This is a genomic window from Bacillus pseudomycoides DSM 12442 (genome assembly GCF_000161455.1).
GTDB classification, from domain to species: domain Bacteria; phylum Bacillota; class Bacilli; order Bacillales; family Bacillaceae_G; genus Bacillus_A; species Bacillus_A pseudomycoides.
Genome location: NZ_CM000745.1, coordinates 1,842,486 through 1,861,473, shown reverse-complemented (window position 1 = coordinate 1,861,473; position 18,988 = coordinate 1,842,486). Strand labels below are relative to the sequence as shown.

19 protein-coding genes are annotated in these 18,988 nt (G+C 37.0%); 1 reads left to right on the top strand and 18 read right to left on the bottom strand.

The features are described 5' to 3' along the window. Positions 1 to 3 precede the first annotated feature (3 nt). The 13 genes from dmpG to BPMYX0001_RS09190 all read right to left on the bottom strand — a co-directional run bounded on the left by dmpG (position 4) and on the right by BPMYX0001_RS09190 (position 12,506). On the bottom strand, positions 4 to 1,029 hold the full coding sequence (gene dmpG / locus BPMYX0001_RS09250; protein WP_033798835.1) for a 4-hydroxy-2-oxovalerate aldolase: 1,026 nt from the start codon (positions 1,027 to 1,029) through the stop codon (positions 4 to 6). Continuing rightward, entirely contained in the window at positions 1,016 to 1,915 is a 900-nt protein-coding gene (locus BPMYX0001_RS09245; RefSeq protein ID WP_033798834.1) for an acetaldehyde dehydrogenase (acetylating), read from the bottom strand. Before BPMYX0001_RS09245 ends, dmpG begins: the two co-directional genes overlap by 14 nt. 32 nt (positions 1,916 to 1,947) lie before the next feature. Beyond that, positions 1,948 to 2,727: a 2-keto-4-pentenoate hydratase gene (locus BPMYX0001_RS09240; RefSeq protein ID WP_003197188.1), complete on the bottom strand. Its 780-nt coding sequence runs from the start codon at positions 2,725 to 2,727 to the stop codon at positions 1,948 to 1,950. 202 nt (positions 2,728 to 2,929) lie between these two features. Continuing rightward, a complete protein-coding gene (locus BPMYX0001_RS09235; RefSeq protein WP_006094632.1) occupies positions 2,930 to 4,399 on the bottom strand; it encodes an aldehyde dehydrogenase in 1,470 nt (489 codons plus the stop codon). A 12-nt stretch (positions 4,400 to 4,411) separates the two neighbouring features. After that, the gene (locus BPMYX0001_RS09230; protein ID WP_016114614.1) at positions 4,412 to 4,870 is read right to left on the bottom strand and encodes a RidA family protein; all 459 of its coding nucleotides are present in this window, start codon (positions 4,868 to 4,870) and stop codon (positions 4,412 to 4,414) included. After that, a complete protein-coding gene (locus BPMYX0001_RS09225; protein WP_016114613.1) occupies positions 4,842 to 5,885 on the bottom strand; it encodes an amidohydrolase family protein in 1,044 nt (347 codons plus the stop codon). The genes BPMYX0001_RS09230 and BPMYX0001_RS09225 overlap by 29 nt, the downstream gene beginning before the upstream one ends. Next, positions 5,870 to 6,409 (bottom strand): 3-hydroxyanthranilate 3,4-dioxygenase, encoded by a 540-nt coding sequence (gene nbaC / locus BPMYX0001_RS09220; protein WP_006094629.1) that lies wholly within the window; start codon positions 6,407 to 6,409, stop codon positions 5,870 to 5,872. Before nbaC ends, BPMYX0001_RS09225 begins: the two co-directional genes overlap by 16 nt. Before the next feature lie 27 nt (positions 6,410 to 6,436). Further along, entirely contained in the window at positions 6,437 to 6,985 is a 549-nt protein-coding gene (locus tag BPMYX0001_RS09215) for an FAD synthetase family protein (RefSeq protein WP_006094628.1), read from the bottom strand. Between the two features lie 19 nt (positions 6,986 to 7,004). Next, positions 7,005 to 7,751: an IclR family transcriptional regulator gene (locus tag BPMYX0001_RS09210; RefSeq protein WP_016114611.1), complete on the bottom strand. Its 747-nt coding sequence runs from the start codon at positions 7,749 to 7,751 to the stop codon at positions 7,005 to 7,007. Between the two features lie 153 nt (positions 7,752 to 7,904). Further along, positions 7,905 to 9,377 (bottom strand): 4-hydroxyphenylacetate 3-hydroxylase family protein, encoded by a 1,473-nt coding sequence (locus BPMYX0001_RS09205; RefSeq protein WP_016114610.1) that lies wholly within the window; start codon positions 9,375 to 9,377, stop codon positions 7,905 to 7,907. A 200-nt stretch (positions 9,378 to 9,577) separates the two neighbouring features. Continuing rightward, entirely contained in the window at positions 9,578 to 10,708 is a 1,131-nt protein-coding gene (spoIIP, locus tag BPMYX0001_RS09200) for a stage II sporulation protein P (protein ID WP_033798833.1), read from the bottom strand. Between the two features lie 398 nt (positions 10,709 to 11,106). Continuing rightward, a complete protein-coding gene (locus tag BPMYX0001_RS09195) occupies positions 11,107 to 12,075 on the bottom strand; it encodes an SPFH domain-containing protein (protein ID WP_006094625.1) in 969 nt (322 codons plus the stop codon). 2 nt (positions 12,076 to 12,077) lie between these two features. Further along, positions 12,078 to 12,506, bottom strand: a complete 429-nt coding sequence (locus BPMYX0001_RS09190; protein WP_003197168.1) for an NfeD family protein — start codon at positions 12,504 to 12,506, stop codon at positions 12,078 to 12,080. Between the two features lie 318 nt (positions 12,507 to 12,824). Here BPMYX0001_RS09190 and BPMYX0001_RS09185 point away from each other — a divergent pair, with 318 nt between their 5' ends. Next, positions 12,825 to 14,003, top strand: coding sequence for an MFS transporter (locus tag BPMYX0001_RS09185; protein WP_078211714.1), 1,179 nt, complete (start codon positions 12,825 to 12,827; stop codon positions 14,001 to 14,003). 50 nt (positions 14,004 to 14,053) lie between these two features. Here the strand turns inward: BPMYX0001_RS09185 and BPMYX0001_RS09180 are convergent, their stop codons facing one another. The 5 genes from BPMYX0001_RS09180 to spoIIP (BPMYX0001_RS09160) form a co-directional block, all read right to left on the bottom strand. Next, positions 14,054 to 15,529 carry an amidase family protein gene (locus BPMYX0001_RS09180; protein WP_006094623.1) on the bottom strand — a complete coding sequence of 492 codons (1,476 nt, stop codon included), beginning with the start codon at positions 15,527 to 15,529 and terminating at the stop codon, positions 14,054 to 14,056. A gap of 229 nt (positions 15,530 to 15,758) precedes the next feature. After that, a complete protein-coding gene (locus tag BPMYX0001_RS09175) occupies positions 15,759 to 16,205 on the bottom strand; it encodes an NUDIX hydrolase (RefSeq protein ID WP_003197163.1) in 447 nt (148 codons plus the stop codon). A gap of 23 nt (positions 16,206 to 16,228) precedes the next feature. Further along, complete coding sequence (locus BPMYX0001_RS09170; protein ID WP_006094622.1) at positions 16,229 to 16,969, bottom strand: M15 family metallopeptidase; 741 nt, start codon at positions 16,967 to 16,969, stop codon at positions 16,229 to 16,231. Positions 16,970 to 16,980: 11 nt separating this feature from the next. After that, entirely contained in the window at positions 16,981 to 17,478 is a 498-nt protein-coding gene (locus tag BPMYX0001_RS09165) for a GNAT family N-acetyltransferase (protein WP_016114607.1), read from the bottom strand. A 312-nt stretch (positions 17,479 to 17,790) separates the two neighbouring features. Then, the gene (spoIIP, locus tag BPMYX0001_RS09160) at positions 17,791 to 18,945 is read right to left on the bottom strand and encodes a stage II sporulation protein P (protein WP_006094620.1); all 1,155 of its coding nucleotides are present in this window, start codon (positions 18,943 to 18,945) and stop codon (positions 17,791 to 17,793) included. Between the last annotated feature and the right edge of the window lie 43 nt (positions 18,946 to 18,988).

The window sequence follows — 18,988 nt, the reverse complement described above, 5'->3', positions numbered from 1 at the left end:
ATTTTACACCCCCGTTTTTATCTTTGCTAATTCAGCTGCTACATCTAAAATCATATCTTCTTGCCCACCAACTACTTTTCTCTTGCCAAGTTCTATTAAAATATCACGAGCATCTACACCAAATCTATGAGCAGCTCTCTCAGCATGTAGTAAAAAGCTTGAATATACACCAGCGTATCCCATGACAAGACTACCTTTTTGAATTTCTTGTGGCCCTGGTAACAGCGGTGCAACAATATCCTCTGCCAAATCCATCATTTTATACAAATCTACATCTAGCGTATATCCCATCCGATCCAATACAGCTAACAATACCTCTGTTTGCGCGTTCCCAGCTCCAGCTCCAAGGCAGCGGACGCTTCCATCAATTCGGGTTGCTCCTTCTTCAATTGCAGTAATCGTATTCGCTACTGCAACAGAAAGGTTATTGTGGCCATGAAAGCCGATTTCGATATTTAGAGATTGACGTAATGCCTGGATACGTTCACGTACTTCATGAGGCAATAAAGCTCCAGCTGAATCTGTTACATAGACAGCTTGTGCCCCATAACTTTCCATAAGTTTTGCTTGTTCTACCAATTTCTGTATCGGTGCCGAATGTGCCATCATTAAAAAACCACACACTTCCATACCCAATTCTCGTGCAAAATGAATATGTTGAGCGGAAACATCCGCTTCCGTTACGTGGGTTGCTACACGAACAAGTCTTGCTCCAATGCTTTCTGCTTGTTTTAATTCATGGACAGTGCCAATACCAGGAATAAGTAACACAGCTACCTTTGACTGTCTACATTCTTCCACTGCCGCTTCAATGAGTTTCATTTCATCTACTAACGATTTTCCATATTGCAAAGTGGAACCACCTAATCCATCCCCATGACTAACCTCAACATAATGCATACCAGCCTCATCTAACGACCTAGTTACAGACCGAACTTGTTCCTCTGTAAATTGATGCCTCATTACATGACTTCCATCACGCAAACAAACCTCAGTTATTTTGATTGGCATATCACTATTTCTTTTCACTCATCACACCTCGCTTCTGCTCTCCAATTATTCGAGATGCAAATCCTTCACCAACTTTTAATGCCGCTGCTGTCATAATATCTAAATTACCAGCATACGGCGGAAAGTAATCTCCGGCTCCTTCTACCTCTAAAAATACAGTCACACGGTTCCCATCAAACATCGGTTCCTGTTTCAAAGAATATCCTGGAACGTATGACCTAACTACTTCAACCATCTTACAAATCGCTTGCCCAATAATGAATTCATCCATATGCTTAACTTCGCAATATACTGTATCTCTCATTAAAATAGGAGGATCCGCAGGATTTAATATAATAAGTGCTTTCCCACAGTCTGCTCCCCCAACCTCTTCAATCCCACGCTTTGTTGTAATCGTAAATTCATCAATATTTGCCCGTGTACCTGGACCTGCACTTAAACTAGAAATCGTAGCAACTATCTCCGCATACGCAACGTCCGCTACTTCATTGATTGCATGAACAATTGGAATTGTTGCCTGCCCACCACATGTAATCATATTGACATTTCGCATTTCTACATGAGTAGCATCTTGTATAGCTGGACAAACAAATGGACCACATGCTGCAGGGGTCAAGTCAATCACTAGCTTCCCTAACTCTCTTAAAACTTCCGCGTGACGAATATGAGCTTTGGCTGAAGTTGCATCAAATATAATATCCGCTATGCTAGGATTCTCAATAATTGCTTGTATACCATTATCAAAAATCTCATATCCTTCTTCCTTCGCTCGCCTTAATCCATCTGATTCAGAATCTATCCCTATCATGGCAGTCATTTCAATTACTTCACTTCTTCTTAATTTACACATTAAATCCGTACCGATATTTCCGGAGCCTATAATAGCCGCCTTCACTTTCCCCACATATATCCCCTCCTTTTCACACAACTATAAAACTATACAAATTTAATAGAAACCGAACCAAGAGATCCGAAATCGGCTTGAATTACATCATTACATTGAACTGAAACAGCGCCCGATAATGCACCTGGCAAAATTAATTCCCCTGCCTTCAATGAAATATGAAATTCACTAAGTTTATTCGCTAGCCAAGCAACCGCTTGTGCAGGATGTCCTAATGCCGCTGCTCCTGCTCCAGTAGCAATTAAACTATTATTTTTATAGAGCGCCATTCCAGCCGTACGCAAATCTACTTCAGATACATTGGACATCTTTTCACCAACAACTACTTTTGCAGAAGAACCATTATCTGCTACTGTATCGACAAGCTTAATCTTCCAATCTGCAATACGACTATCAATAATTTCAAGTGTAGGTACAATATATTTCGTTGCCATTAGCACATCTACATATGTAATATTAGGTCCACTTAAATCCTCAGCTAAAACAAATCCAATTTCCGCTTCTACTTTTGGAGATACAAACGAATCTACCGAGATTACACTTCCACTTTCTACTTTCATATCATCTAGTAAATGTCCGTAATCTGGTTCATCTACCCCAAGCATTTGCTGCATTGCACTACTCGTAAGTCCAACTTTCTTCCCAATCACTGTGCGGCCTTGTCTTAACTTTCGTCCCACTACTTCGAGCTGAATGTTATACGAATCTAAAACTGATAGATTTGAATACCTTTCCGTGAAAGGCGAAATTGGTCTACACGTTTGTTCTGCCTGTATAAGTTCATCTGCTAATTCCTTTATTAACACTTGCATTTATCTCACCTCATTTTTAAAATCTATATTTAGAACACATCAGTGGAAATACCATTCCACTGATGGAACATTCATTTTCCCCCGCTATTCGCAGGCAGTAAGACCCCCACCTCAGGTTTCAGAGAGAAGCAAAAAAGATAGGCGGGGGATAACTGCTCGTAAAAGCCCGATTGGTGAAGCCCCCACTGATGGAAGTTTCACTTTATAATTTCATCGTAACTGTCTTTGCTTCTGTATAAAATTCAAAACTATGGCGTCCACCTTCTCGGCCAATACCACTTGCCTTAGAACCACCAAATGGAGTACGTAAATCTCGCACATACCAACAATTAATCCATAATAATCCCGAATCAATTTGCGAAACAACTCGTTGTGCTCTTCTAAGATCATTTGTCCAAACAACTCCCGCTAAACCATAAATAGAATCATTTGCGATACGAATTGCATCTTCTTCTGTTTTAAATGGTATAACAACTAAAACTGGACCAAAAATCTCTTCTTGAGCTACACGCATACGATTATCGACATCATATAATATAGTCGGTTCATAAAAGTTCCCTTGTGCTAAACTCTCGATTCTTTTTCCGCCGTGGGCTAATTTTGCTCCTTCTGAAAGACCTATTTCCACGTACTGATCAACTGTTTCTAGATGTGATTTCGAAACAAGCGCTCCCATATCTGTATCTTCATCAAGAGGATCTCCCACTTTTATGTTTTTCACCGCTGTTACAAATTTCTCTAGAAACTGTTCATATACGCTTTCCTGTACAAGTAATCTTGAACCAGCTAAACAAATTTCTCCTTGATTCCGATAAATTGCTTCAATCGATCCTTGTACTGCTTCATCTAAGTCAGCATCTTCAAATACAATGTTTGCTGATTTTCCGCCTAATTCTAATGAAACTGGTATTAAGTTTTCTGAAGCATTCCGCATAATTGTTTTCCCTGTATTACTTTCCCCCACAAATGAAATACGTCTTACAGACGGGTGCGTCGTCATTTTCGTTCCTACCGTACTTCCTGGCCCTGTAATAATATTCAGTACACCTGGAGGTAGCCCGGCCTCATTCGCAATTTCACCAAGCATGACTGCACTTAGCGGCGTGTAAGATGCTGGTTTCACAACTACTGTATTACCAGCGGCTAGTGCAGCTGACGCCTTCCACGTCATCTGCATAAATGGCAAATTCCAAGGAATAATTAAGCTCGTTACTCCTGCTGGTGCGTATTTTGCATATGACATAAAGTTATGCTTATCATAATGTTCATGTACTATATACTTTGCCATCTCGGCAAAGAAACGAAAATTATGTGCAGAACGCGGAATATCAAAACCACGACTTTCTTTTATTGGCTTTCCGACATCAAGTGTCTCTATATACGCTAATTCATCTACTTTTTGCATAATCAAATCGGACATTTTGCATAAAATAGCTGAGCGCTCTTCCACAGGCATTTTACTCCAGATACCACTTGTGAATGTACGCCCCGCTACGTCTATTGCTCGCTTAGTATCCTCTTCATTTGCTTGTGCAACAGAGGCAAGTTTTCTATTTGTCGATGGATTGAACGTATCGAACGTTTCGCCGGACATCGCATCGACATATTGACCATCAATAAATAACTTCGCATCTTTTACTTTCATTTTTTCAGCTAATAGTTCTTTATTCACACTCTTTACCTCCTACTCTACAATTTCTAAAACCATCTCGATTTCAATTGTTGTATTATTCGGTAGTTGAGCCATTCCAACAGCGGAACGAGCATGCTTTCCCTTTTCACCAAAAACATCTACTAATAAATCGGATGCACCGTTCATCACTTTTGGCTGATCAATAAAATCTTCTGTACTATTTACAAATCCAAGTAACTTCACAACTCGTTTCACCTTATTTAAATCACCGAGTTCATTCTTTACAACGCTTAATAAGTTCAACATAGACCGCCTAGCTGCCTTATATCCATCTTCTATTGATACATCTTTACCTAATTTCCCATGGTACTGGTCAACACCTTGTCCAGCAGTAAACAATAAGTTTCCGACCCTTACACAACTTACATAATTACCTACCGCTGGACGAATAGCTGGTAGTGTGAGTCCCATTTCATTTAATTTACTCTCTGGTGTTTGTGCTTTCTGCATATACTACACCTCTTTTTTTCATATCAACATTTAAGAAACTCGCTGCATTTCCGCCAAGCATAGCTTCCTTTTGCTCCTCTGATAAATCAAGTGTCTCGTCAATTACTTTACCTGGCTGAATTTCTCGTAGTAAAAACGGATAATCCGACCCCATAAAAATCTTTTCATGTCCAAATCGCTCTATCATATATTTAAGGTTGATAGGATCATAGTTTAAAGAATCGAAGTAAAATTTCTTTGCGTAATGGCTCGGAGGATATGTAGTTAATCTCAGATGTGGCCATACTTGCCACCCTTGATCTAATCGCGGCAAAATATATGGAAAAGAACCTCCACCATGAGCAAAGCAAATTTTTAACCTAGGAAACTTCTCCATTATCCCGCCCCATATAAGTGTAGCTGCGGCAAGAGCCGTTTCACTTGGCATCCCAACTGTATACATAAAATTATGATGCGGCATTCTATCTCGCCCTAATGTTTCCCACGGATGAATAAAAATTGGAACCTGCCATTTTTCAGCCATCCGGAAAAACTCAATAAATGAAGGATCATCTAAATTTTTCCCATTTACATTCGTTCCAATTTCGATTCCATGTAAGTTTAATTCTGTTATGCATCGCTCCATCTCACGAACTGCCGTTTCTCCATCTTGCATTGGCACTGTTCCTAATCCAACAAAACGATCTGGATATGCCAAGACGGTTTCCGCAATAAAATCATTTTGAATACGCGCCATTGCTTCAGCTTCTTCTGGTTTTGCCCAATAGGAAAATGTAACAGGAATTGGTGATAATACTTGTATATCAACACCTTCACGGTTCATATCTTCAATTCTTTTCTCCGGGCACCATACTTGATCTGTCACATCGCGAAAGTTTTTCCCACCAACCATAATCGCAGCACCACATGTACAAGTGCGATTTAATATCGGCCAACGTCCACCACCAAACTTCTCCTCAAAATCCGGAAATGTTTCAGGAATAATATGTGTATGAAAATCTATTCGCACTTCCATTCCTCCACTTCCTCTGGCATAATATGTCCGCAGTTTTTACACGCACGAATTTCTTTATTTGAATTAAAACTATGAATCGCTTCTTTCACTTGTTTTTCAATATCGGTTAATTGAACCCGTACGCGATGCATTTCATGATTACACTCATCACAGAACCAAACAAAATCTTCAAGTTCTCCTTGGTTACGTTTCCTTTCAATTACTAATCCATATGTGTTTGCAACGCGGTGCGGTGAATGTGGCACCATGGCTGGTAACATAAACACATCTCCTTCTTTCACTGTAACAACTTCACGTTTCCCTTCTTCCGTAATACATTCCACATAACATTCGCCTTTTATTTGATAAAAGAATTCATCTGAAGGATCAACATGAAAATCACGTCTTCTATTTGGCCCTCCTAAAATCATGGCAATAAACTCTGAGTCTTGCCAAATTACCTTGTTATTTACCGGTGGTTTCAATAACTCTTTATTTTCATCAATCCATTTTAGTAAATTAAAAGATTGTAATGTTTTTGACATGTTTTTTCCTCCTTATAATTCATTCGCTTATATTGTTTTAAGAGGCCATCCTAATAAGGGTTGAGGCCTTTGTAATTCTCCTTGAAATAAGTGATTCCGTATCCTCGTTGATGAAATTCGTTCACCTTCTTCGCAGCAAACCTCTTCGACGATAGAAACATCAAAGTATTTCATCAGTAGCTCTATATCACCCTCGCGATTTTTTCCAAATCGAAAATCTTCTCCGACATAAATTTCAATTGGGCATAATCTTTGTAATTCTTGAATAAAGTAACTAGCCCTTCTCGTTACATACAACTCATCAAAACGAATAACAATTACATGTTCAACACCGAGCTCCTGAAATCGATTTAACTTCTCATTAATTGGCGTTAGCACTTGTGCTCCCTGAAAATAAGAACGTGGTGATGGATCAAATGTATACACGACATTTGGAATCTGTAACTCTTTCCCTTTCTCCACCGCGTTTCTAATAACGGTCTGATGTCCTTTATGCACACCATCAAAAGCACCAATAGAAACAATCGATTTTTCCAATTCAGGTACACTATAATCATGTATATAAATGATTCTCACCTCTCTTTTACAGTTATGATTAAATGTCTAAATAACCAAATTCCTTTGAAATTAAATTTGCAGTATTCATCACACTTCGAATCATGACTTGACGATTGCTTCCTTGCATATACGTTTTCGGACCAACAATATTAAGAGCAGCAATGGTTCTCCCGGTGTAAGAACGAATAGGAGCCGCAATGCCATATAATCCATGTTCATTTTCGTTATCACTTATGGAATAACCTTGCTTACGAATTGTCTGTAACTCTTCTTGAAATCTCTTCATACAAGTAATTGTATTTGGTGCTCGAGGCAGCAGCCCATTTTCTGAAGTATACTCTAAAGAAGAAGGGTTAAATGAAAGAAGAACTTTTCCTGTACTTGTGCAGTATGCAGGTTTTCTTGATCCGACATGAGTTGATATTTGAACAGAATCCTTTGATGAAATTTTCAAAATAAATACAACATCTCCACGGTCAAACATACCGATATGTACCGTCCCATTAAATTTCCTTACAAGTTCTTCAACGATTGGAATTGCCCCGCTATAAATCTCTTGTTGAAACATCACTTGATTGCCCCACTCCAACAATTTCCATCCCAGTCGATATTTTCTCTGCTCATCTCGAATTAACATTCCTTCTTCACACAATGTACGGACAAGATGGTGAACTGTACTCGGGTTCATATTTAATTTTGCAGCAATTTCAGAATTTCCTAACACCGGCTCACCACTCGTAAAACAATTTAGAATTTTACAAATTTTACTGATAGATGCTATCACAATAACTTACCTCCTCTATTCCAGTTACATATTTTCCGGTTCATATATAGCTAAAACATGTAAGAAGATTTACATCCTAACAGTAAAATTCTTGTTATCTATTTGCCACTCCTTCCTTTTTTATTTCAAAATGTAAGCGTGATCATTTTATTGTCACCTTAATGGATTTCCAGATAATTCCGTTCGCAAGGCACTGTCCACAAGTGACAGCGATTGTTGTTTTTTGTACGCATTATAAAACATGCCCATTTTTCTCACTGGATCACCAGAATAATAACGCTCATATTGTAATAGGCGTTGTCCAAACGCTTCACCGCATAAGTCCCAAGCTAATTTAAATAATCGAACGCGTTCCTCAGAAGATACCCCTTCACGCCCGATATAATATTTATACATATCCTCTTGAATCTCTGGATTCATAAAGTCGGCACCTGTTGGCGACATTAGTAGGCCACCAGCCCCAATGGTTTGAATAATTTCAATAGCACGTGGATACATTTTAGGTAATAAGCTACGTATTGTATCAAGCGGTAGTCTCGCAGGAACAGCTTCACCATATGCATTCGTTTCATACTCATATTCTGCTACTTGCAAGAGTGCACGGATTGTTTCTACATCTTGTATTAATTCTGCTAACTGATTTTGTACATTTAAAAAGCCGTCTACTCCAATTGAATCTGCTAGTTTTATAGCCACTTCTGCTGCAAAAGAAAGTTTCACTAATCCTCTTACTCCTGATTGATGTGCTGGTTGATGACCAATTCCTGTTTTTGGATACAGCTGATTTCCAGCCTCTACACTTTGATAGATAAACACTTTATCCCACGGAATAAACACATTATGAAATACAAGGAGTGCATCCATTTCTTCAAACCTTGATGCAAGTGGATGATCAAACAAGGATCGTTTTCCATCTTGCATTGGCTCGCGACAAAGAATCCTTAAACCCGGTGCATCAATAGGAACTGCAAAAGAAATTGCATGACGTTCATCACCCGGCTTAAAACTTGGATAAGAATAAATGATTACCTCATCTGTAATTGGTGCAAGTGTCGCTAACATCTTAGCTCCGCTTACATACATTCCCTCTTCTGTTTCGTTCACTACACCTAAATGCATCGTTGCATCTTCTTGCTGATGTGAGGCTTTACTTCGATCATTTTGTGGATTGATAATCGCATGTGTTAAAAACAAATCTTGATCACGTATATGTTTATAATAATTTTTTATATTAGTCCCCCATGAGGAATCAAATTTTTCAAAAAACCATGCATTGCTCGCCATTGAAGTAACTGTAACATTTAAAAAATCTGGTGTTCTGCCCATTAAACCAAATGTAGCCTTTGCCCATACTTCAAACAATTCGCGGCGTGCTTTTAAGGCCTCATAATTTTTGGGCACTAAAAATGCATTCGAAACCCGCTCTCCTGTCTCTTCGCATATATGGGTAATCTTGTCCTGATACTCTGGATCGTGCTGCATATCATATAATTTAGCAATTTGTAAAATCGGTTCCCGAAAAACATCTTCATTCACAACATCGGTTATTCTTCTTCCACCAATCCAAATTTCAGGATTTCTTGCCTTTAATCCTTCAATATACTGAGCCCCTGTTCGAATCGCCATTTTTACCCCTCCAATATATACATTTTGAAGTTTACTATACAAATAAGTTTAGAAATTCTGTCACCTTTTTAAATTAACAGAATTTTAAATTATTATAAACCAATCTCAGCTCAAAACTACTGCCTTATTTCACATTATGAAATTCTAGTAAAATTTTTAAGGGACATGTAAAAAAGGAACAGTTCCCTGTTCCTTTCACATCATTCATTCACCTTCTCCGCATCCCAATAATATTTACTAAATGCTTCAGTTAACACATCAATTGTGTTATATAGCTCTTCTAAAGTATTATCAACGCCACCAACTTCGATAAGCATGGCATTTTTCGATAAATCTTGATTATAGACTCCATTTCCATCCTTTTTATACTTTGGAAAAATCCCTCTACTTAACCCATAATAGTTTTCATCTAAATACGAATTTATCGCTCTTGCAATCTTTTCATTAGCAGAACGCCCTGCATTTTCCATCCCTATTATAAAATATAACCTCGCATAGGATTTGCCATTAATCACTTTTGTCGTAACATTCTTCCGCTGATCGTCCCTGTGAATATCAATTGGAAACATAATCTTATCATTTTGTGCCAAGGCTTCTTTCACATATCCATGAGATGCGGTATATGCTTGATACCATTTCCATTTCTTATTCGCCAATAAATCACCCATGTTTGTTTTGTCATGAAGAACCGGTATTCCCTGCCCTTCCAACTGTTCTTTTAGACGCTCTCCCAAAAGCGAGACATTTACATCCGGACTTGATGGACTCTTCGCCCCAGGTAACAATGGATAAAAGGACTCCCAACTATGCGTGTGATAAATATATACAGCTTTTTCACCTTTTGCATCGTTTTTATTTTTTTGTACAGGATTCTTTTTGTCTGCTTCTGTGACTTTATCTTTCGCTACTTCCCGTTCTTTCGTTACCTCTTCAATCGGTACACTAGATTCATTCGGAATATTCGTATAGTCCGTTCCTTCTCCAGCTACGATAATATTAGAATAGTACTTTGACATCCCCGGTACTTCTTTGCCAACGAACGTTCGTAAATCATGTATTTTCAGATCTGTTGTGATAGAAAACAATAAATTCCCAACAGACTCTCGTTTATTTGTTTTAAAATAATCCGATGCAAAATAACGATTTTCACTCTCAAACATTTGAATAAATCCTTGCATTGATACTTTTCCAAACCACTGACTCGCATAATAAGATTTCATAGTATGTAAAAGCGAGGTCACAATAGACGCCGCCACTATCACTACAAATACATATGATAAAATTAAAAATAGAAATTTCTTTCCATGTATACGAGTTGCATACTTTTTCAATGTATCACCTTCTTTATCATTTTAGGTGAGAAGCCCCCACCTCAAGGAACGTGAAGGGCACAGACCAATGAGTAAGTGGTGGTAGTTCAAACATGGATATGTACAAGCTTTATGTAATATATATTTACTAGACTTTTAAATTAGACCTTACATACTAGAATTCCATTTTCAATTTGTGTTGCACCCAAGTTTAAGTGTAAGTTAAAAATAATGTCTTTTCTTACCTAGCCCACTTAGAACAAATATAAATGATATACAAATCTTCAAAATATCTACAGCCCGTTTTGTACAATCCTCCCTAATTGAACTACCCCCACCTTCACTTCGTTTAGAGGAGGGGGTCTTCTCGGTTAAAATGATAAAAAAAGAGAAATGGCAGCCCATTTCTCTCTCATTAGTTATTGTTCTTTCGATGTATCCGACGAAGGTGATTTCTTCGCTTGTTTTTCTTTAAAAATTTCACCGATTGCACCAAGTGTGCCAAGTGTTTCAATTGCATTAGATGGGATGAAGATCTTATTTGCTGGTCCTTTTGCTACTTCAGCTAACGATTCAAATGATTTATAAGCAAGAACGCGTTCATCTAAGTCCGCTGCACGTATTAATTCGATTCGGTTTTGTTCTGCTTTCGCAATCGTTTCAATTGCTCTTGCTTCCCCTTGTGCTTCTAATTCTTTCGCTTCTCGTATACCTTCTGCTTCGCGAATACGCGCTTCTTTATCCCCTTCAGCCATCAAGATTTTACTTTGTTTTTCCCCTTCAGCACGAAGAACTTTATCTTGTTTAGCCGCTTCTGCTTCTAGAATAATCGCACGCTTATTACGCTCTGCTTTCATTTGTTTTTCCATGGATACCTGTACATCTTTTGGTGGATTAATATCAACAACTTCCACACGTTCAATACGAACGCCCCACTTCTCTGTTGCTTCGTCAAGAGCTAGACGAATTTCTGTTGAAATCTTTTCACGCCCTGATAATGTTTCATCCAGCTCCATTTTACCAATGATTTGACGCATTGTTGCAGATGTAATATTACGAACACCATATTCATAGTTAGAAATACCATATGTCGCAAGTTCCGGTTCAACGATTTGATAGAAAATTATTGTATCAATTTCTACCTGTACGTTATCTTTCGTAATTACCTTTTGTGGTGGCACATTTGTTTGTTGAATACGTAAATCATGGTATACACGTATACGATCTACAATTGGGATTATTAGATTTAACCCTGGCTGCATGATGCGTTGGAATTTACCAAATCTTTCAACCACACCTACCTTTTGTTGGGGCATGATTTTAATTGTTAACGCGATAAATACAATGACAATTAATGCAAAAATAATCGTTAATGTTAATGCTACCATTTTTATTCACTCTCCCTTTTCACATATAAAACAGTGCTGCTCCTCTTTATAACAATGACTCTTTCCCCAGTAGAAATAGGAACATCCGAAATAGCAGTCCAAGTATCGCCATCCACTTTCACGATCCCATTCCCTTCACTTGTAATCGCTTGCAGGATAATTCCTTTTTTACCAGCTAATTTATCGACAGTATCGATAAATCCTTTTGCCTCTCGAAAATTTTTAGAGATTCGTTTCGTAAAGAAAGTCAATGTTAAACTTACAATTGCTCCTACAACAACTTGTAAAAATAGTGCATCTGGAGCAAACAATGCAATAAGACCTCCGACAACCGCTCCAATTCCAAGCCATAACATGTAAAAGGTAATCGATAACATTTCTGCTATAAATAAAATACCGGCTATAATAAACCAAACTACCCATCCAGCCATATGCAACCCTCACTTTCTTTTTTATTTTCTATATGTATATGAAAAAAAAGAATTGTTTATCACGTCCTCCTAATTAAGGCGAGACGTTTCATCGGAAGCTACTATACATATTCACTGTTATAATGAGTATTATTAAAATAGTATATTAATATATTCTTTATTATACATGAAAATCCCTGTATAAAAGTTACAAAAAATAAAATTCTTTCAAAAATTTATTCCACGAATTATGATTACTATAAAGAAATATGTATTATTCTTTGAGTGGAGGTACCAATATTGCACCAACAATCGCTATCCTTTTATTGGTTTTCTAAAATGTGCATCACTCTTGCTGAAGTTGTTTACATAATGATTCTTACTACTCATATTTATATAACAACCAAATCAGCTACTATCACAGCTCTTTTTCCATTATTACGAGTTATTACAAGTTTTATTGCGAGTACATCCGCACCACTTTTAATGAACCGTTTTCCATCTTATTCATTGCTCTTTACATTGCAAGGCGTTAAGACTTTCTTTTTTATTCTTTTAACTGCATTATTTCCCTTACTATCATCTAACATCATTGCCCTTCTTGCTTTTATTATTCTCATTTCATTATGCGAAGGTTGGAGTTCTCCTTTATTATACGCTGTTATTCCACGTCTAACATCACAAGAAAAGTTAGTAAAAGTAAATAGTGTCTTTTCCTTTTCAACACAAATTGTTCAAGCAGCTGCTTATTCATTCACAAGTGTAGTGGTCTTATTGATTGGTGCCACTTCTACACTTATGATAAACAACGTATTAATGATTTTGGGGTGTATTGCATTATATGTTTCATTGCGCGCTATACAAACTGAACAAACAATAGAGAAATCCTCTTCCAAATCAGCTGTATTAATAGAAGGATGGAAACTTTTATTTCAGCATCCCTCCCTCCGTATAGTTACATATATGGACTTAATTGAAACTTTTGCTGGAACGATATGGATTGGTGGTATTACTATGGCTTACGTAACGACTGTTCTTCATAGAGGAGCAGAATGGTGGGGTTATATCAACACAAGCTATTATTTCGGAACATTAATTGGTGGGCTATTAGCATGGCGAATGAGTACATATATTCAAAATAACTTAATACGCTCAATGGCCTTAGGATCACTTCTATTTAGCGTGCTTACCTTCTTATATGGCATAACAAGCAACGGATTTATTGCACTGTTTCTTTGTGTTCTAATGGGACCTTCCTATCAAATTCGAGATATTTCCCAAACAACCGTTTTACAATCAAGCGTACCACCATCTCTATTATCAAGAATGTATACAGCTCACGGTACACTTACTTCGGCTGTTTCAGGACTTTCTATGCTATGCGTTGGCATTATTACCGATATGTTCGGTGTCCGTACTATATATATCATTGCTGCTTTTCTAATTTTTTGTTCTGCTTGTTTATCTTTTATTTTGTTAAAACATACAAAACAGCAAGAAAAAGACATTTCTCTTTAAGTTCACAGAATGCAAAAAGGATAGGTTACCCTATCCTTTTTGCATTCTATTTACGATAAATTTGGAATTCGTCTATGTTTTGTAGCTTGTTCAAATGCATATGCAAGCTTAATTAAAGTCCCTTCACTAAAAGCAGTACTTGCAAAAGTGATTCCAAACGGTCTTCCGCTTTTCATATATCCAGCCGGTACTGCTATGGAAGGATAACCAGCTTTGGCACATATTGTTGATCCTATATATGAAGGGAAGAGAATTGCATCAAGATCATATTTCTTTAACGCAAAATCAATTCCTTGTTCCTGGGAAAAATATAAATCTTCTAATTTTGCATTTAAGTATTCAGGGTTTCTTAACGTATTAGAAAAATCCTTTCCAAACTCCAACCTACTTTGTCCATATTTTAATGCTTTCTCTTCTATATTTTTATTAAATGCAATTAATTCAGAGATAGAATGGACTGGAATATTGGAAGGTAACTTGGAAAGATAATTATCTAGACTATGTTTTAATTCATACGATGAGACTCTCCAACTCCACTCCCTATGAAAAGATGGAATTTCGATATCTTCTAATACTGTTGCTCCTTCATTACGCAGTACTTGTATAGCATTCTGAAATAGTTCCTCATCATACTCTCCAGATTCGTAATAGCTTTCAGAGGCTTTGTTAAATACTCCAATTTTAGCACTCCTTAAACCATTAGAATCTAAATAAACCATATAATCTTGTTGAGCTCTTCCTTCACTTTTATAAGTTGCAGGATCAAGCTGGTCTATTCCTGTTAGACTCCCCAATAAAATTGCCGCGTCAGTTACTGTTCTAGCAAAAGATCCCGCTGTATCTTGCGAATATGTAAAAGGTATAATCCCCTTGCGACTTACTAAGCCAACAGTAGGCTTAATACCAACTACAGAGTTCTGAACTGCTGGACTTAAAATAGAGGCATCTGTTTCTGTTCCAACAGATAAAACGGTTAAGTTGGCAGCAACCGCTACGGCCGATCCTGTACTTGAACCACCAACAAAAAGGTCATCATCACCTGATCCATATGGATTAATGACTTGTCCACCTCTTGAACTATATCCAGCCCACATTTCAAAAGACATTCCATTCGCTAATTCTGTCATATTCGTCTTACCTAATATGACTGCACCTGCTTCACGAAGCTTTTCAACAAGAAATGCATCATGATTACTCCTATAGTTTTCAAGCGCAATTGTTCCTGCACTTGTATGCATTGAATCATTTGTTTCAATATTATCTTTTAAGAGAATAGGAATACCGTGCAAAGGACCTCTGACACCCTTTATTTTTCTTTCATGATCTAATCCTTCTGCGATAAAAATTGCATCTGGATTTATTTCTAAAATAGAATTTATTTTCGGACCGTCTTGGTCATACTTCGCTATTCTATGAAGGTAATACATAACTAACTCTTTCGAAGTAAGTTCCCCATTTTCCATCGCTGTTTGTATACCATGAATTGTTAATTCTTTTCTTAGTAGTTTATTGAATTGAATCTCCATCTGATTTCTCCCCTTACAAGTTGTTTCCTAGTTTCAGATCTTATCTTATTACTTATTAACTTTAATCATTGCCTTGTCTCCTCATTTCGACAAATTCACATCTGTTTAAACATTTCGTCTACCATACATAAAAACCTTCAAACAAAATAAAAAACGCCTTAGACGAATAAAACTATCTAAAACGTTGTTAACAATCACATATATTCTCTTCCTATTTTCAAACTCTCTTTTATTTCACATACACGTCCTCTAATAAATGTACAAATTCACCTTGATTCCCTGCTAATACAGGACACTTTGCTATATCAACCCATTCATAACAAAATGTTAGGCCCTCATCTTCCTCTCCTGCACTTACTATATGTTCCCACATATCTTTTACATCTGTTAATAATGAAATGTGAAAGAAGTGACGCTTTTGATACTCCTGTTTTTCTTTCATATAGATGATATAATCATCAATGAAACGTTCTATACATAAATGACGAAGTCCAGACTCTTCTATTACTTCACGCAGTACTGCTGCTTCTAATTTTTCTCCTTCGTCAACTGTGCCACCTGGGACCTGTATACCTGCTTCTGGTATATCACGATGAGTAAAAACAAGCAACTGCATAACTCCTGCTTTCTCCCTTGTAATGTATGCATATACTTTTTTCTTATATAACATCGTCATCTAATCCGTCTCCCCTCAATTCATTACTTCATCGCTTCCTCTAAGGTGAGTTGATTTTCATATAGATATGTCGCTTGTGGATTCCCTACATAACGTACGTGCCACGGTTCATACCGATAACCCGTAATGGACTCCTTCTCTTTTGTATACCGAATGACAAAACCAAATCGATGCGCATTTTGAGATAGCCATTTCCCTTCTTTTGTATCTCCAAAAACAGACTCTAATTGGAATTTAGCTGATTGTGATGTAATATCCATTGCGAGTCCCGTTTGATGTTCACTCGTTCCTGGAACAGCACTAGACATTGCTGTTTTTGCTTCTCCATCTTGAATCTTATACATTGTATTTAATGCTTTTTGCCGATCAAAAGACCGGTATCCAGAAACTGCAAAAAGAAAAATCCGCTCCTGATCTCCTTGCTCGAACATTTTTTCAAGTGCCTGCGCTGCTTCTTTCCTCATCTTCTTTTTCTCTTGATCACCTTCACTCGAATAACGCACTTTTGGAATAACTAAATCTTGTGGCTTATAACGATCTGGTAGCCGTCTGCTTTTATTTACAAGTACAAGTACGGAATCAGGATTATTGACAACCGCAAGATCTCCTTCCATTTTGGCAATAGTTTCTTGTGCTTTTGGAAATACAACGCTACTATTCACCTCTTGTGCCTGTTTATCTTTATACATTTTATAATTAATGCTTGCCACTCCAATAATAATTACAACTACTACGACACCCAGTAGTGTCCATCTTTTTTTCATACAACGACCTCTTATTTTAATAATTTGGCCATATAATACTCATCGACACGCTCACCCTCGACAATAAGAGAATCTTTTTTGACACCTTCTTGTTCAAATCCTGCTTTTTTATATAGTGCCTGCGCTCTTGTATTGTGGGCCATTACTGTTAATTCCAAACGCCATATATCATGTAATCTTGCCCACTTTTCTACTTCTTTAAACAATGTCGTCCCAATTCCTTTTCCGCCATATTCTTGTAAGATTCCAATTACAATTGCTGCTGCATGCTTGTTTCTTTGCACATTACCACCATTAGCTAAAATAAATCCAACTAATTGCTCCCCTTCTACTGCTACAAATATAGTAGAATTATAATCTTCTACAAAACGTTGAATCATTTGTGTTTGCTGCTCTACTGTTGTATTCCGTTCACCTGGTTCTAATAGCATAAAAGTAGTTTCTTCATCCAATTGTTTTCCTAATTGCAAAAATGCTGCTGCGTCCTCTACTCGAATTTCTCGAATCATTTCTATCACCCTACCAAGTTTATAATATAAAAATTTTCTTTATAAAGAGATTTTCGCTATTTTTTTATGAAATTCCTTTCTATTTTCCCCAGGAGAAATAGACAATTTTCGATATCAATATAATGAAGAAAAAATTGTGACAATAAAGTGAAACTTTAATCAGTGGGCGTTTTCTTCTTACCTCACTTAAATTTTTTACATTTGCTACATTTTAAAGTTGGGGCTTACTACCCGTGGATAGCGAGATAAAAGCTTAGCTTCCATCTTTTTATTTTTTGAACACACAAAAAAACGTAAGTATCTCACTTACGTTCATCCATTTACCTTTTCTGCTTGCCAAAAATATTCACTAAATGCTTTCGCCAATACATCAATGGAACGATTTAATTCTTCAGATGTATTATCTACACCTCCCACTTCAATTAAAATCGCTTGTCCTGATAAGTCCTGATTATAAATACCGTTCCCTGTTTGAAATCCCTTTTGAATAACACCGCGGCTTACTCCAGGATATTTTTTATTAATCGCTTCATGTAGCGCAGTTGCTAATTGTAAGTTTTTTGCATAATTTTTATTTCCTTTTCCAATGACAAAAGCAAGCTTCGCATATGATTTATCTCCAATCGCTTTTGTTGTGACATTTTTACGAGCGCTATCTCGGTGCAAATCAAAGAAGTATTGCAATTCTCTGTTACTAGCCATTGCTTCCTGTACAACTTCACGAGACATTTTATAAGAACTTGTATCATTTAAACCCTTACTAATCAACCTCTCCCCAACATCTGTTTTATCATTAACTGCCCCTATCCCTTCATTTTCTAATTGCTCACGGAATCTGTCTCCCAAAATAGAAATATTCGTCACAGAGCTTGTCGCTTTATTTGGATTTGGATTATTTGTCAAATTTAATAACGGTAAATAAGACTCCCAGCTATGCGTATGATAAATAAAGGCCACTTGTCTTTTCCCAGTTGTTTGAGATGGTTGTTTCTTGTCTTTATTTGTATCCGTTTTCGGAACTTGTCCTGCTTCTCCAGTCCGCTCTTTCACTACTTCCTCAAGTGGAACACTCGATTCTATTGGTAAGTTAGAATAATCTGTTCCTTCACCAGCAATGACGATTTCCGTATCGTATTTCCCAAAACCCGGAAGCTCCTTTCCAACAAAGCTACGTACATCATCAAATCGAATATTCGTTACTGTTGAAAAAAGAAAAGATGAAATCGAAAAATCTTGATTTAAATTCCGATATTCTTGTGTAAAATAGTGATTTTCCTTTCCAATCACATACATATAACCATTTATTGACAACTCATTCAACCAATTATATAAATATGCTGACTTTGTTTCTTTTAATGAAGTCACCATCATACTAATAAGAAAAAAAGTTGCTAACATCATAATGACAACAAATAAAATGAGCTTTCGTACACTCGTTAATTTTACATAAAAAAAGCCTCGATTCATAACATCACCCTCTCTGTTCCAACTTATGTACAAGCTATAGAGA